The following is a 13,578-nucleotide window of genomic DNA, read 5'->3' on the forward strand; positions in this document are numbered from 1 at the left end:
CGGGAGCCGGGTGCGCTCGACCGACACGGGCGGTGGATCCGTCCCGACGGGAGCGGCCGTTGCACCCTGACCCGTCCGGGTCCCACCCCGAGCACCTCGACGCTGCTCTCCTGGCCGCCGTGGCGGGGCTGGCGGACACCGCGGCCGCCGACGCCGCCACCGACGACCTGCTCCGCCGCCTGGTGGAGGTGGCCGTCGAGCACCTCGGCGTCGACGGCGCAGGTGTCGTGGCGGCGGGGTCGGCGGGTCCGGGTGACCTGCGGCTCGTCCACGTGAGCACCGGTGGCCCCGAGGCCCCCGAGCGCCTCCAGGAGCAGCTGACCGAGGGGCCCTGCCAGGACGCCGCCCTGTTCGGCGTCGACGTCGTGGTCGACGACCTGCTCGACCCGGTGCAGACGGCGTGGCCCGCCTACGTCGACGCCGCGGTCGCCGCGGGGTGGAGGTCGGTGGTCGCCGTGCCGCTGCTGAGCGGGGGCCGGCTCGGCGGGGTCCTGGACGTCTACCGCCGGGTCCCCGGGACGTGGCGGGCGCGCGAACTGCACTGGGTGCGGGTCCTGGGGCACCTCGCCGCGTCGTACCTGGCGCTGGCGGCGGACCGGGACGAGGCGCGGCGGGCGCGGGAGGAGCTCGAGCACGCCAGCACCCACGATGCGTTGACGGGTCTGCCGAACCGGGTCCTGCTCTTCGACCGCCTCGACCACGCTCTGTCCGCCGCACGGCGCCGTGGCCGCGGCGTCGCTGTCCTCTTCGTCGACCTCGACCGGTTCAAGGCCGTCAACGACACCTTCGGGCACGCCGCCGGGGACCGGGTCCTGGCGGCCGTAGCGGCGCGGATGCGCGCCGAACTGCGCGACGGGGACACGCTCGCACGGTTGTCGGGCGACGAGTTCGTCGTCGTCTGCGACGACCTGCCCGCCACGGACGACGAGGGCCGACAGCGGGACGTCGACGCCGTCCAGGCCCGGCTGCGCCGGGCGCTCGCTCCCCCGGTGCGCCTCGGGGACGTCGACGTGGTCGTCTCGGCCAGCACGGGCGTCGCGCACAGCGGTCCCGGCAGCACGGCCGAGGAACTGCTCTCCGAGGCCGACACCGCGATGTACCGCGCCAAGCACCCCGCTGGGCAGGCGGCCGGGACCGGTGGTTCCCTGCGCGACCTCGAACGCCAGCTCACGCGGGCCCTGCCCGAGGGGAGGCTGCGACTGCACCACCAGCCGATCGTCGACGCGGGTGGGACCGTCCGTGCCGTCGAAGCGCTGCTGCGCTGGCAGCACCCCACCCGCGGCCTGCTGCCCGCGGCGGAGTTCGTCGACCTCGCCGAGCACTGCGGGATGGTCGTGGCGTTCGGCCGGTGGGTCGCGGAGGAAGCGTGCGCCCACCTGGCCCGCTGGCGTTCGACGCACGGTCCCGCTGCGCCGGAGACCGTGTACGTCAACCTCAGCGCGCGTGAACTGGCGGACCCGGGACTGGGCGGGGTGCTGCAGGACGCCCTGGAGCGCAACGGCCTCGTGCCGGGCGACCTCGGCCTGGAACTGCTGGAGAGCAGTTTCATCGATCCCCTCGTCCTGCCCGCCCTGCACGAACTGCAGCGCCGTGGCCATCCGCTGTCCATCGACGACTTCGGGACGGGGTACTCCTCGCTGGCCCGGCTCGTCGACCTGCCCGTGCGGATGGCGAAGGTCGACAAGTCCCTGGTCGCCGGGATCGCCTCCGACCCACGGCGCCGGACCCTGCTCGACGCGGTCGTCACGGTCGCCGTCGGGCTCGACGTCGAGGTGGTCGCCGAAGGGGTCGAGACGGCGGCGCAGGCCGATGCCCTGCTGGCCGCCGGCTGCAACTACCTCCAGGGGTTCCACTGCGGTGTACCCGCTCCCGCCGAAGAACTCCACTTGCGTCTGGGGTGAGGGTCGCCGCGCTGGAAGGGTCGACCGCGGGCGTGGTCCTCCCCGCCGTACGTCGCCTGCGACGTGGGCACGCTCCGGCCGAAGGCGCGGACGTACCACTCCGGGCGAAGGATGACCACGGAGCCCGGCGCGATCCTCCACACCCTCCTCCACAGCCAACAGACCGTAAGCTGTTCTGCCGCAAAAAGTTACGAGCCACAAGACCTGTCACCACAGGGCTCGTTCGACTAAACTTGAACACATGAACCCCGCCGTCCAGGACCGCGCAGCAGACGCCCTCACGCGTCTCGCCGCCACCCTGGACGACATCCTCACCCTCCCCACCGGAACCCTCGACCGCGACGACACCGACCACCTCACCCGCACCCTCTACACCCTCGGCAACCGCCTCGACGCCGCCAAACTCCACCTCCTGCGCCGCGCCCTGGAGCACGCCCCCGAGAGTTCGGTCGTGGACCTCCTCGCCACGTCGCCGGTGAACCTGTCCCGCACCCTGGCCCGCAAGGACGTCGCCGCGGCCCGGCACACCGACCCCAGCACTAGCTGGGACGGGAGCATCGGCGGACTCGACGGCGACCGCGGCTCCCTCGCCCGCACCGGTGAGGCCCTGGCCTCCGGCGACACCACCCTCGCCCACGTCCACAGCGCCGTCACCGCCCTGCAGTCCGTCCCCACCCCCCTGCGCCGCGGCACCGTCGACATCGAAGTGCAGATGGACACCGGCGAGATGGTCTGGACCACCCAGCGTCGCGCCGACCTCATCGACGGACACTTCGCCGTCGTCACCGGCACCCAACCGCTGAGCACCGCGAACCAGCTCAGCGAAGAACTCCTCACCCGCCTGGACCCCGACCGCGTCGACCGCCACGTCCGCGACCTCGAACCGGACTCCGCCAGCCGCCGCACCCTCACCTTCACCCGCCGCCACGGCATGCTGCGCATGACCGTCGACCTCGACGAAGCCGCCGCCGTCGTCGTCCGCTCCGCTGTGGAGGCCGCCGCGAAACCGCTCCCCAGCGCAGTTGAGAAGGGGACCGGGCTCGGTGGGGAACACGACACCCGCTCGGTCGGTCAGCGCCGCCACGACGGCCTCGTCGACCTCGTCACCACCGGCACACACCACCCCGCCAGCAGCACCGACCCCGTCGTCGCCCACCAGGCCACCGTCGTCCTGCGCGCCACCCTCGACGACACCGGACAGCTCCAGCCCGGCACCGCCACCGCCGACACCCACGGCCCCATCACCGACGCCACCGTGCGCGCCGCCTCCTGCGACGGCGACATCACCGTCGCCGTCATGGACCGCCTCGGCCGGCCCCGCTCCCTGCACACCCTGGACCGACACGCCAGCGACAACCAGCGCCTCATCGTCGCCGAACGCGACCGCGGGTGCATCGCCCCCGGCTGCGGAGCCCCGGCCTGGGCCTGCCACCTGCACCACGTCGTCCACTGGGCCGACGGCGGACCCACCAGCATCGACAACCTCGTCCTGCTCTGCGGCCGAGACCACCGAGCCCTGCACGCCGGCCGCCTCGAAGCCAGGTTCGGCGAGGACGGCCTCCCCGAAGCCCGGAGGATGCAGCGGGACCTCGGCAAGCTCATGACCCCCGGCCCCTGGACGCGCAACGACCACCCCGCCCTCCTGCGCAGGACGCGGGAGCTCGCCCGCGCCCTCGAACAGGGCGACGCGCCCGGCTGAGGCCGACAGACCCGCTGCGGCACGGGGACCGTGCCGTCGAGCTTCACCTCCGGGTGGGAGACCACCGAGAGGACCACCCGTCAGTCCAGCCCCCGGGCGGCGAGTGCCTCCCCCACCTGCTCGGCGTGGGCGACGGCGCGCACGACGGTGGGCACCAGCAGCGCACGCGGACTGTTCCCCAGCCCCCGCGCGGCCGCTGCCTCCCTCGACTCGGCGAGCAGCCGCCCGACGACGGGAACGCTCGTGATGGTGAGCGAGAACGCCAGTCCGGCCCGTTCGGGGTCGACCCCGAGGCGTCGCAGCGGTCGCAGCGCCCGGACGACGGTGTCGAGCAGGTCGGGGACGGGCGTGGTGGCGGTGACGAGGGTGGCCGACCACAGGCAGGCCAGGAGGCCCCCGACGACGGCGGCGGCCTCCCAGGGGCCCTGCAGCCAGGTCTGCACCGCGGCCAGCGCTACGAGCACCCACGCGGTGCGGCGCACCTGCCCGCGCAGCAGCCCGCGGCGCAACCGGCACCCCCGGGCCAGGACGATGCAGCCGGCGAGCAGGACCGCCAGCCACACGGTGGCCGTCGGCGGCGTGGCGAGCGAGCGGACGAGGCCCACGCCCGTCCCCACGACGACGAGGGCGAGGAGCTTGGTGCGCGGGGCGGCGCGGTGCAGGACGGACGTCCCCGGTTCGGCGGTCCCCAGCAGGGGCGGGGGCCCGGTGAGGCCGCGCCTCACGCCCAGGCCCGGTAGGCGGCGACGACCTCGGACGCCGGCCCGTCGGCGTGCACGCGCCCGTCGGCGATCCACAGTGCGCGGTCGGCCCGTGCGGCCAGGTCCAGGTCGTGGGTGGCGACGACGACCTGGTCCACGTGGGCCGGCGGGTTCCGCAGCACGTCCCCGACCCGGCGTCCCGTCCGCAGGTCCAGGAGGGTGGTGGGTTCGTCGGCCAGCACGACGCGGGGGCGGGTGGCGAGCACGGTCGTCAGGGCCAGCAGCTGGCGCTGCCCGGAGGAGACGTCGCGCACGGACCGGTCCGCGAGACCGCCGAGACCGGCCGCGGCCAGCAGTTCCCGGGCGCGCGCGTCGCGGTCGCGCACGTCCGTGCGGCGCAACGACAACGCGACGTCCTCCACGGCCGTCGGCATGACGAGCTGGGCGTCGGGGTCGGTGAAGACGAAACCCACCTGCCGCCGCAGCGCCCGCAGGTCGCGCTCGGGGTCCAGCCCGTCGACGAGGACCCGGCCGGCGGACGGCAGCACCAGCCCGTCGAGCAGGCGCAGGACGGTGGACTTACCGGACCCGTTGGGGCCCACCAGGACCGTGAACGGCTCGGTCACCTCGAGGTCCAGCGGATGGAGCACCACGCGGTCCGGGGCGTCGACCCGGACCCCCTCGAGGCGGATCACCTCGGCCCGCCGGTCACACCGGGGAATGTAGCGTGCAGCGGGTGAGCACCGGAGTCGTCCTGCCCCGCGACCTGCCCGCCGCCGACGTCCTCCCCTTCGCCCGGCGCGCCGACGCGCTCGGCGCCGGGAGCCTGTGGGTCATCGAGGACCTGGGCTTCCGCGGGGGTTTCGCGCAGGCGGCGGCCGTCCTGGCCGTCACCGAGCGGGTCCACGTCGGGCTGGGCATCGCGCCCGCCGCCGCGCGCAACCCCGTCTTCACCGCGATGGAGGCCGCGACGCTGGCCGAGCAGTTCCCCGGCCGGTTCACGCTCGGCCTCGGCCACGGCGTGCCGGGCTGGATGCGCCAGGTGGGCGCCTGGGGCCGCAGCCCGCTGACGTCCTTCGGCGAGCACGTCGAGGCCGTCCGCCGCCTCCTGCACGGCGAGACCGTGACGCTGCTGGGCGACTACGTCCACCTCGACGGCGTCCGGCTCGACGCTCCGCCGGCCACGCCGCCGCTCGTCGTGTCCGGTGTGCGCGGCCCGAAGTCGCTGGCGCTGTCGGGTCGTCAGGCCGACGGCACGTTGCTCGCGGAGCCCGTGACCGCCGCGTACGCGCGGGCGGCGCGCGAGCAGATCGGCGCCGGCCCCGAGCACCGGCTCATCGGGTACGAGCTGGCCGCTATCGACGACGACCCGGTCCGCGCCCGCGACGCCGTCCGCCCCGGCCTCGTGTGGGTCGGGACCCCCGACGCCGCCGCGCACACCGCACCGTCCCCCTACGCCGCGGACCTGCAGTCGCTGCGTGACCGCACCCCGGACGTCGACGAGTTCGTCCGCCTGCTGCCCGACGAGTGGGTGGACGACCTGACCCTGGCGGGACCGGCCGAGGAGGTGCGCGCCCGCATCGCCGACCTGCGCGCGGCCGGGCTCGACGAGGTCGTCCTCTTCCCCACCGGCGACGACCGGCTGGCCGCCCTGGAGTCCCTCGCCGCCGTGTTCAGCGCCTGAGTCACGGCCTGAGGAAGACCTCCAGGACGGGCACGAGGACGTCCGGCCGCACCACGGGCAGTTCGAAGGTGGTCGTGCCGGCGGGCAGCCCACCCATCCCGGTGCCGTACGCCCGGACGGACGGATTCGCCTCGGTGAACTGCACCTCCGAGGCGTCGTTCAGCAGTTGCGCGTACTCGACGCGGCCGGCGAGCCCCGTGACGTGCAGGTGCCGCAACGGCCAGGCGAAGAGGTGGACGTAGAGCCGGTCGCCGCGCTGGGTGAGGCGCGCGTCCGCCGTCGTGGCGATCCCCGCCTCGGCCGGACCGGTCCCGTGGACCGCCCGGGCGTGCAGATCCATCCACTGCGCGATCGTGTCGAGGGTCCGGGCCGCCGACGGGGAGAACCGGCCCCGCGCGTCCGGGCCGACGTTGAGCAGCAGGTTCCCGCCCTTGGACACCCCGTCCACGAGCATGCGCAGCAGGAGGTCGGGCGTCTTCTCCCGCAGTTCGTCGCGGTGGTACCCCCAGCTGCCGTTGAGCGTCTGGCACGCCTCCCACGGCACCGGCCGGCCCTGCACGGTCATCGGCTCGACCGGCTGGTACTGCTCGGGGGTCACGAGGTCGCCGGGCACGTCAAGCCGGTCGTTGACGACGATGCCGGGCTGCAGCTCGCGGACGGTCGCCATGAGCTCCTCGCTCCCCCACTCCTCCTTGCCCTTGCCGTTCCACGCGCCGGGCTTGTGGTCGTCGTCGGCGTAGGAGAAGTCGAAGAACAGGTAGGAGATGCGCCCGTACCGCGTCAGGAGTTCGCGCACCTGCCCGTGCAGGTACTCGCGGTAGCGCTCCATGTCGCGCCCCGCGTTCAGCGCCGCCACGTCGGGGGCGTTGCGCTGGGGGTGGACGCTGTCCACGACGAAGTCGGGGTGGTGCCAGTCCAGGAGCGAGTAGTAGAACCCGACCTCGAGCCCTTCGGCGCGGAACGCCTCGACGAACGGGCCGACGAGGTCCCGGCCGTGCGGGGTGCTGGCCACGCTGTAGTCGGTGAGGGCGCTGTCCCACAGGCAGAACCCGTCGTGGTGCTTGACCGTCAGGACGGCGTAGCGCATCCCGGCCGCGCGGGCCCGCCGGGCCCACTCGCGCGGGTCGTAGAGGTCGGGGTCGAAGTGCCGCAGGTACCGCTCGTACTGCTCGTCCGTCATCTCCTCGTAGTTCTTCACCCACTCGTGCCGGGCCGCGGCGGCGTACACGCCCCAGTGGACGAACAACCCGAAGCGGGCGTCGGTGAACCACGCGGGGACGGTGGCGTCGGCGTTGGCGCCGCTGGCGAGAGCGCTCACCCCTTCACCGCCCCGGCCACGAGGCCCTTGGCCATGCGGCCCTGGACGATGAGGAAGACGACGACGACGGGCAGCGCCACGAGCGTGGAGCCCGCCATGATGGCCCCCCAGTCGGTGGCCTCGTTGGCGACGTTGAACCGCGCCAGCCACAGCGGCAGGGTCGCGGACGAGTTGTCCTTCATGACGACGAGGGCGAGCGTGTACTCGTTCCACGACGCCAGCAGCGCGAAGATCCCCGACGCCACGAGACCGGGGGCCAGCAGCGGCAACGTGATGCGCAGGAACGCACCCGGCCGCGAGCAGCCGTCGATCATGGCGGCCTCCTCCAGGTCCGCCGGGACGCCGTCGACGAAACCCTTGAGCATCCAGATGGTGATGGGCACCGAGTGCCCGGCGTAGAGGAGCCCCAGACCGAGGACGCTGTTGATGAGGCCCCAGCTGTCGAGCATCCGGTACTGGGAGATGAAGAGCGCCTCGGCCGGGATCATCTGGATCACCAGGACCGTGATGACCATGGACGTCCGACCGCGGAAGCGGAACCGGGTGAGGGCGACGGCCGCGAAGAACGCGCTGAACAGGGCCACGGCGACCGCGATCACGGTGACGGTCGCACTGACGCGCAACGCCGACCAGAACGTGGCGTCCGACAGGATCCGGCTGTAGTTCCCGAGCTCGGCCGGCGAGGGCCAGAAGTGCGGGTCCCCCGACAGCTCGGCGCTGGACTGCAGGCTCGAGTTCACCATCCAGTAGATGGGGAAGACCCACAGCACGGCGACGAGCACCGCGACGACCTGCAGGACGACCCGGCGCACGCGTTGGGAGCGACTGCGCACGACGCGTCCGGGCGCGGTGGCGGACAGGCGACCGACGGGGGCGACGGGCGCCGCTGCGGCGGGGGCGCTCACGCGGTGGCCCCCTGCCGGACGAGCGACCGCACGTACCCGGCCGTCAGCGCGAGGGTGATGACGAGCATGACCATGGCGACCGCCGATCCCATCCCGTAGTTCCCCTGTCCCAGGCCGATCTGGTACACGTACGTGCCCAGCAGGTTGGACTCCTCGGCCACGCCGCCCGCGTCCTGCAGCACCGAGATCTGCGTGAAGACGCGGATGTCCCAGATGATCTGCAGCAGCCCCACGAGCATGAGGACCGGCGCGACGCCCGGCACCGTGACGTAGCGGAACCGCTGCCAGCCCGACGCGCCGTCGAGCTCGGCGGCCTCGAGCACCTCGGGGTCCAGCTGCGTCAGGGACGCGTAGACCATGAACACCACGAGCGGCACCGACATCCAGACGACGATGACCCCGGCGATGACGAGCAGCGTCGTCCCCTGCAGCAGCCACGCGTACCGGTCGAACTGGTCGAGGCCCGCGTGCACCAGCACCCAGTTCACGAGCCCGTTGCGGGTGTTGAACAACCACTGCCACACGGTGAGCGAGGACAGCACCGGGATCGCCCAGGCCAGCAGCATCGCGCTCTGGAGCACGACCCGGACAGCCGGCACGAGCCGCGTCATCATGACGGCGAAGGCCACTCCGAGCAGCATCGTCAGCGCCGCGCAGACGGCGCAGAAGACGATCGACCGCGCGAGGACGACCCAGAACACGCTGTCGGAGAACACCGCCGCGTAGTTGTCGAGCCCGACGAACTCCGGCGGCTGCCCGAACTGCTGACGCAGGCCGAACTCCTGGAAGGACATGACCAGCTGGCGCACCAGCGGGTAGCCCTGGGACAGCAGGACCACCGCGAGGGCCGGCAGGCCGAGCAGCAACGGGGTGAGCCACTGCGGGCGGCGCCCCGTCCGCCGCCCGGTCGTCGCGCTGACGGCGCTCACGCGTTGAGGAGGCTCTCGACCTTGGCGTCGGTGTCCTGGGCGATCTGCTCGGAGCTCGCGCCCTGGGCCAGCTTGGTGAAGGCGTCACGGATGACGTCGTTGTTCTCCACCACGCCCCATCCCTCGGACTTCGGCGTCGCGACGGCGTTCTGGACGGCCTTGACCTCGACGGCGCCGAGTTCGGTCGCCTCCAGCGGTCCGGCGTAGGAGCTGTTGCCCGGGACCCAACCGCCCTCGGAGGCGAACGGCTCCATGAAGCCGGACTGGAAGACGAGCTTCAGCAGCTCCTTCGCGGCCTCCTGCTTGCGCGACATGGCGGGGATGCCGATGTTGGACCCGCCGGCGAAGACCTTGCCGACCGATCCCGGCTCCTCCCCCGGGAAGGCGAAGAACCCGGTGTCGGGCGCCAGCGCGGGGTCGACCTTGGGGAACTGGTTGTTGAGGGCGATGAACATGCCGGCCTCGCGGCGGTTGTAGGGCGCCGAGGGGTCCCGGGCCTCCTCCAGCGTCGCGGTGGCCGACACCGTGCACGCGTTGGCGTACAGGTTCTTCAGGTCGTCCAGCCCCGCGATGCCGTCCGGCGTCGTGAGGTCACCCTCCCACTTGCCGCTCTTCTCGACCGCGAACTTCGCCCCGCGGGTGAAGATCCAGGCCGCGCTCACCCCGTAGTCCTTGGCCGGCAGGAAGATGCCGGAGAAGTTCGCGACGCCCTCCGGGTTGGCGTTCTTCAGCGCCACGACCGCCTCGTTGAAGGCGTCGAGGGTGGTGGGGACGGCGATGCCGGCCTTCTCCAGCAGGGACTTGCGGTAGTAGACGAGCCGCGCACCGGCGTAGAAGGGCGCGGCGTAGAGCTTGCCCTCGAAGCTGCCGGCGTCCACCAGGCTCGCCAGCAGGTCCTTGCCGCCGAGCTCCTCCTGCAGGTCGCTGATGTCGCTGAGCGCCCCCGCGGAGGTGAACGTGAGGACCTGGGAGTTGCCGAACTCCACGAGGTCGGGCGTCTGGTCGGCGCTGGACAGCGTCGTCTGCAGCTTCGTGACGATGCCCGTCCAGTCCTGGATCTCGACCGTCAGCTTGGCCCCACCGTTCGCGTCGGCCCACTGCTTGACCAGCCAGTCGACCGACGTCTGGGGCACGGAGTCGCGCATCAGCCAGATGGTCAGGTCCTTGCTGTCGGACTGGCCGCCGCCACCGGAGGACTCGCTGGAGCCCCCGCAGGCGGACAGGGCGGCCGCTCCGGCCAGGGCGGCGCCGGCGGCGAGGGTGGTCCTACGGGTGAGTTGCACGGCAACGCCTTCCTGACGAGGGGCTGGTGGGTGGGGTGCCTCAGTGCACCACCCGCGACCAGCGGGTGGCAAGAGTGTTCACAAACTCGAAACGCGCGGTTCCGGCACGGTGTCCTGCTGGTCGTCCGGCTGGTCGTCCGACGAGAGCAGGACGTGCGGCGCCGCCTCGGCCTCGAGGCCCCACCACGTGTCGCTCTGCCCCTGGTGCGGACCGTCCAGGCCGCGGAAGCCCACGTGCGCGGCGGACAGCCGCTCGAGGTGGTGCTCCAGGCGCGGGAGGAACTCCTCGAAGGTGTCGGGGGCTCCGTTCCAGACCCGCTCGGCGAACGCGCACGTGCGCGGGAAGAGCAGGTACTCGGCCTTCTCCCGGCTGTCCGCGAACTCCGTCCAGAGGCACACCTGGGCGCCCAGCACGCGGTCGTGCTCGGGCCAGGCGTACTCGTAGGTGTCCCGCAGTTCCGTGAGGTACGGACCGAAGATCCTCGGTCCCAGCGGTTCCCGCGGGTCGCGCGACTGCTTGTAGTCGAGGTACAGCTTCCCCTGGGTCGCGACGACGACGTCGTGCCCCTGGGCAAGGGCGGCCTGCGTCTCGTCCTCCGAGCGCCAGGCCATGACCGCCGCGTCCTGCGGCAGGTCGGCGGCGAGGACCTCGTCCCACCCCAGCAGGACACGACCGCGGGAGGCGAGGTGGTCGCGCAACTGACGGGTGAACCAGTGCTGCAGGGCGTCCTCGTCGGGCAACCCCCGCTCGCGCAGGAGTTCCTGGACGCGCGGGGAGTCGCGCCACTGGGTCCGCGGGCACTCGTCCCCACCGATGTGGACGTACCGGCCGGGGAAGAGCTCGACGACCTCGTCGAGGATCGTCTTCACGGCCTCGACGGTCGCGTCCTCGAGGTTGAGCACGTCGTGCGACCGGGCCCAGCGGGTGAGGACCTCCGTCTGGACGCCCGTCACGCCCCACTCCGGGTACGCGGCGACGGCGGCGAGGACGTGTCCCGGGACGTCGATCTCCGGCACCACCGTGATCCCGCGGTCGCCCGCGTAGCGCACGATGTCGCGCACGTCGTCCTTCGTGAGGAAACCCCCGTGCGGCCGTCCGTCGAAGCTGTCGGAGAAGCGGTACCCGACGAGGGTCTCGCGCCGCCAGGCGCCGACCTCGGTGAGGCGGGGGAACGCGTCGACCTGCAGCCGCCAGCCCTGGTCGTCCGTGAGGTGCAGGTGCAGGACGTTCAGCTTGTGCAGCGCGAGCTGGTCGATGAGGTCGTACGTCCAGGCGACCCCGTGGAAGTGCCGGGACACGTCGAGCATGAGGCCCCGCCAGGCGTGGCGCGGCGCGTCGAGCAGGTCCACGGGCGGGGCGAGCGCCGGTCCGCGGCCGGCCCGCCGGAAGACGTGCGGCGGGAGCAGCTGCCGCAGGGTCTGCAGGGCGTGACCCGCACCCGTGGCCGTCGTCGCGAGGACCTCGACGGCGCCCCGCTCCACCCGCAACGCGTACCCCTCCGCGAGCTGGGAGGAGCTGCCGCAGACCTGCAGCAACCCCGGCACCTCGTCCACGCGGCGCACCGTCAGCAGGGCCCGCTCCCCCGCGCCGGGTCCGGTCCCCGCCGGTGGTTCCCGCAGGGTGAACACCGCCCCCGTCCCGGCCTCCAGCGGACGCAGCACGGCGAGCAGCGCCGGCCACCACGACCGCGGGGCGAGGACGTCACCCCCGGCCCCGAGGTCGGCACCGGGACCCTGCGGGGCCGCACCCGACCAGCGGGGGGCGGGGACGAGACCGGTGGAGTGGTCGGCTGGCACGGGGACCTCCAGCGGCGGGTTCAGCCGGGTCGACGGTGACGGGCGGAACGCGCACGACGGTTTGTGAGTCGTGCTGCGCTTTCGGTGACAGTAGCGCCGTCCCGCGTCCACCGGAAGACTCCCGCGGGGATTTGTCAGTCTGGTATCACTACTGCGTGAGCGAGCCGGCCACCACCAGCGACGCCCGGGCCCCCCAGTGGCGACGGGCGATGGTCTCCGGACGCCTGCGCGCGACGGTCGTGCCCGCGCAGGCCCGGGCGCACAACCGCGCCGTCCTGCTGAGCCTGCTGTTCCACGACGGGCCGGCCTCCCGCGCGGACCTGGCGCGGTCGACGGGCCTGACGCGCGTGACCGTCTCCGAGATCGTCGGCGACCTCGTCGCCGAGGGGCTCGTCGCCGAACTCGGCCTGCGCCCCGAGGGGCGCGTCGGCAAACCCGCGATGATGGTGGGGCTGCGGTCCACCGAGCACTTCGTCCTCGCGGTCGACCTGCAGTCCCAGCCCGCGGCCCGCGCGGCCGTCCTCGACCTCGGCGGTTCGGTCGTTCACCAGGAGACGACCGACCTCGGGGGCCGCACGGGACGGGAGGCGCTCGAGGCCGTCGCGGACCTCGCGGCCCGCGTGCTGCACGACGCCGGTCGGCCGGTGGTGGGGGCGGGCGTGGCCTCCCCCGGCGTGGTGGACGCCCACGGCGTCGTCCGCGACTCCGCGAACCTCGGCTGGAACGAGGTCCACCTCGCCGAGCACCTCGGCACCCGGCTCGGGACCGGCGTCCACGTCGCCAACGACGCCGACGCCGCCGCCCTCGCGGAGTTCACCTACGCCGACGCCTCGACCTCGGGTTTCCTCCTCGTCGCGATCGGCCGCGGTGTCGGGGCCGGGCTCGTGCTCGACGGGAACCTCGTGCGCGGGCACGGCCTGGCGGCCGGCGAGATCGGCCACCTGACCGTCAACCCACGGGGTCCGCAGTGCAGCTGCGGCCGCCGCGGTTGCCTCGAGACGTACCTGGGACTGCCGCACCTGCTCGCGGCGGTCGAGGGCCGGACGGCCTCGGGGAGACGCACGGCGCTGCGGGACGCGGGACGCCGGCTCGGCGCCGTGCTGGCCCCCGTCGTCGCCGCCCTGAACCTCGAGGAGGTGCTGCTCACCGGGCCCCCGGAACTCCTCGACGGCCCCCTCCTGGAGGCGACGCGGGAGTTCGTCGCGAGCGCGTGCCTGCCGGCGACGAGCGGGACGGTCGACCTGCGGATGGCCCGGCTCGGCGAGGCCGGGATCCTGCAGGGCGCCGCCGCCCTCGTCCTCTCGGGCGAGTTCGGTTTCAGCTGAGGGTTCCTCTGGGACCCCGAACTCCCTAGACTCGAG

The 13,578-nt window shown here is 73.3% G+C and carries 11 protein-coding genes; 4 read left to right on the forward strand and 7 right to left on the reverse strand.

Annotated features, from left to right (window positions below):
- The first annotated feature begins 59 nt into the window (after positions 1-59).
- Together ACFEMC_RS15765 and ACFEMC_RS15770 are read left to right on the forward strand one after the other, a co-directional pair.
- Positions 60-1,901: a putative bifunctional diguanylate cyclase/phosphodiesterase gene (locus tag ACFEMC_RS15765; protein WP_380170517.1), complete on the forward strand. Its 1,842-nt coding sequence runs from the start codon at positions 60-62 to the stop codon at positions 1,899-1,901.
- 241 nt (positions 1,902-2,142) lie between these two features.
- The gene (locus tag ACFEMC_RS15770) at positions 2,143-3,600 is read left to right on the forward strand and encodes a DUF222 domain-containing protein (protein WP_380170518.1); all 1,458 of its coding nucleotides are present in this window, start codon (positions 2,143-2,145) and stop codon (positions 3,598-3,600) included.
- Positions 3,601-3,680: 80 nt separating this feature from the next.
- Here the strand turns inward: ACFEMC_RS15770 and ACFEMC_RS15775 are convergent, their stop codons facing one another.
- Both ACFEMC_RS15775 and ACFEMC_RS15780 read right to left on the reverse strand, forming a co-directional pair.
- Positions 3,681-4,325, reverse strand: coding sequence for a CbiQ family ECF transporter T component (locus ACFEMC_RS15775; RefSeq protein ID WP_380170519.1), 645 nt, complete (start codon positions 4,323-4,325; stop codon positions 3,681-3,683).
- Positions 4,322-4,996, reverse strand: a complete 675-nt coding sequence (locus ACFEMC_RS15780; protein WP_380170520.1) for an energy-coupling factor ABC transporter ATP-binding protein — start codon at positions 4,994-4,996, stop codon at positions 4,322-4,324. Before ACFEMC_RS15780 ends, ACFEMC_RS15775 begins: the two co-directional genes overlap by 4 nt.
- Positions 4,997-5,037: 41 nt before the next feature.
- Between ACFEMC_RS15780 and ACFEMC_RS15785 the strand changes: the two genes are divergently transcribed.
- Positions 5,038-5,985 carry an LLM class flavin-dependent oxidoreductase gene (locus ACFEMC_RS15785; RefSeq protein ID WP_380170521.1) on the forward strand — a complete coding sequence of 316 codons (948 nt, stop codon included), beginning with the start codon at positions 5,038-5,040 and terminating at the stop codon, positions 5,983-5,985.
- Between the two features lies 1 nt (position 5,986).
- On the opposite strand, the gene ACFEMC_RS15790 is transcribed toward ACFEMC_RS15785, so the two are convergent.
- The 5 genes from ACFEMC_RS15790 to ACFEMC_RS15810 all read right to left on the reverse strand — a co-directional run bounded on the left by ACFEMC_RS15790 (position 5,987) and on the right by ACFEMC_RS15810 (position 12,217).
- Positions 5,987-7,303, reverse strand: a complete 1,317-nt coding sequence (locus ACFEMC_RS15790) for an alpha-L-fucosidase (RefSeq protein WP_380170522.1) — start codon at positions 7,301-7,303, stop codon at positions 5,987-5,989.
- Complete coding sequence (locus ACFEMC_RS15795; protein ID WP_380170523.1) at positions 7,300-8,208, reverse strand: carbohydrate ABC transporter permease; 909 nt, start codon at positions 8,206-8,208, stop codon at positions 7,300-7,302. Before ACFEMC_RS15795 ends, ACFEMC_RS15790 begins: the two co-directional genes overlap by 4 nt.
- Positions 8,205-9,137: a carbohydrate ABC transporter permease gene (locus ACFEMC_RS15800; RefSeq protein ID WP_380170524.1), complete on the reverse strand. Its 933-nt coding sequence runs from the start codon at positions 9,135-9,137 to the stop codon at positions 8,205-8,207. Before ACFEMC_RS15800 ends, ACFEMC_RS15795 begins: the two co-directional genes overlap by 4 nt.
- The gene (locus tag ACFEMC_RS15805) at positions 9,134-10,420 is read right to left on the reverse strand and encodes an extracellular solute-binding protein (protein WP_380170525.1); all 1,287 of its coding nucleotides are present in this window, start codon (positions 10,418-10,420) and stop codon (positions 9,134-9,136) included. The genes ACFEMC_RS15800 and ACFEMC_RS15805 overlap by 4 nt, the downstream gene beginning before the upstream one ends.
- A gap of 78 nt (positions 10,421-10,498) precedes the next feature.
- Entirely contained in the window at positions 10,499-12,217 is a 1,719-nt protein-coding gene (locus ACFEMC_RS15810; RefSeq protein ID WP_380170526.1) for a beta-N-acetylhexosaminidase, read from the reverse strand.
- 155 nt (positions 12,218-12,372) lie between these two features.
- Between ACFEMC_RS15810 and ACFEMC_RS15815 the strand changes: the two genes are divergently transcribed.
- Positions 12,373-13,542 carry an ROK family protein gene (locus ACFEMC_RS15815; protein ID WP_380170527.1) on the forward strand — a complete coding sequence of 390 codons (1,170 nt, stop codon included), beginning with the start codon at positions 12,373-12,375 and terminating at the stop codon, positions 13,540-13,542.
- The last annotated feature ends 36 nt before the right edge of the window (positions 13,543-13,578 follow it).

It is taken from the genome of Kineococcus sp. DHX-1, from assembly GCF_042473625.1.
In the GTDB taxonomy this organism is placed as follows: domain Bacteria; phylum Actinomycetota; class Actinomycetes; order Actinomycetales; family Kineococcaceae; genus Kineococcus.

Bases quoted from the DNA above. Each gene is read 5' to 3' on its own strand.
- ACFEMC_RS15770 (WP_380170518.1), top strand. From the start codon at position 2,143: ATGAACCCCGCCGTCCAGGACCGCGCAGCAGACGCCCTCACGCGTCTC.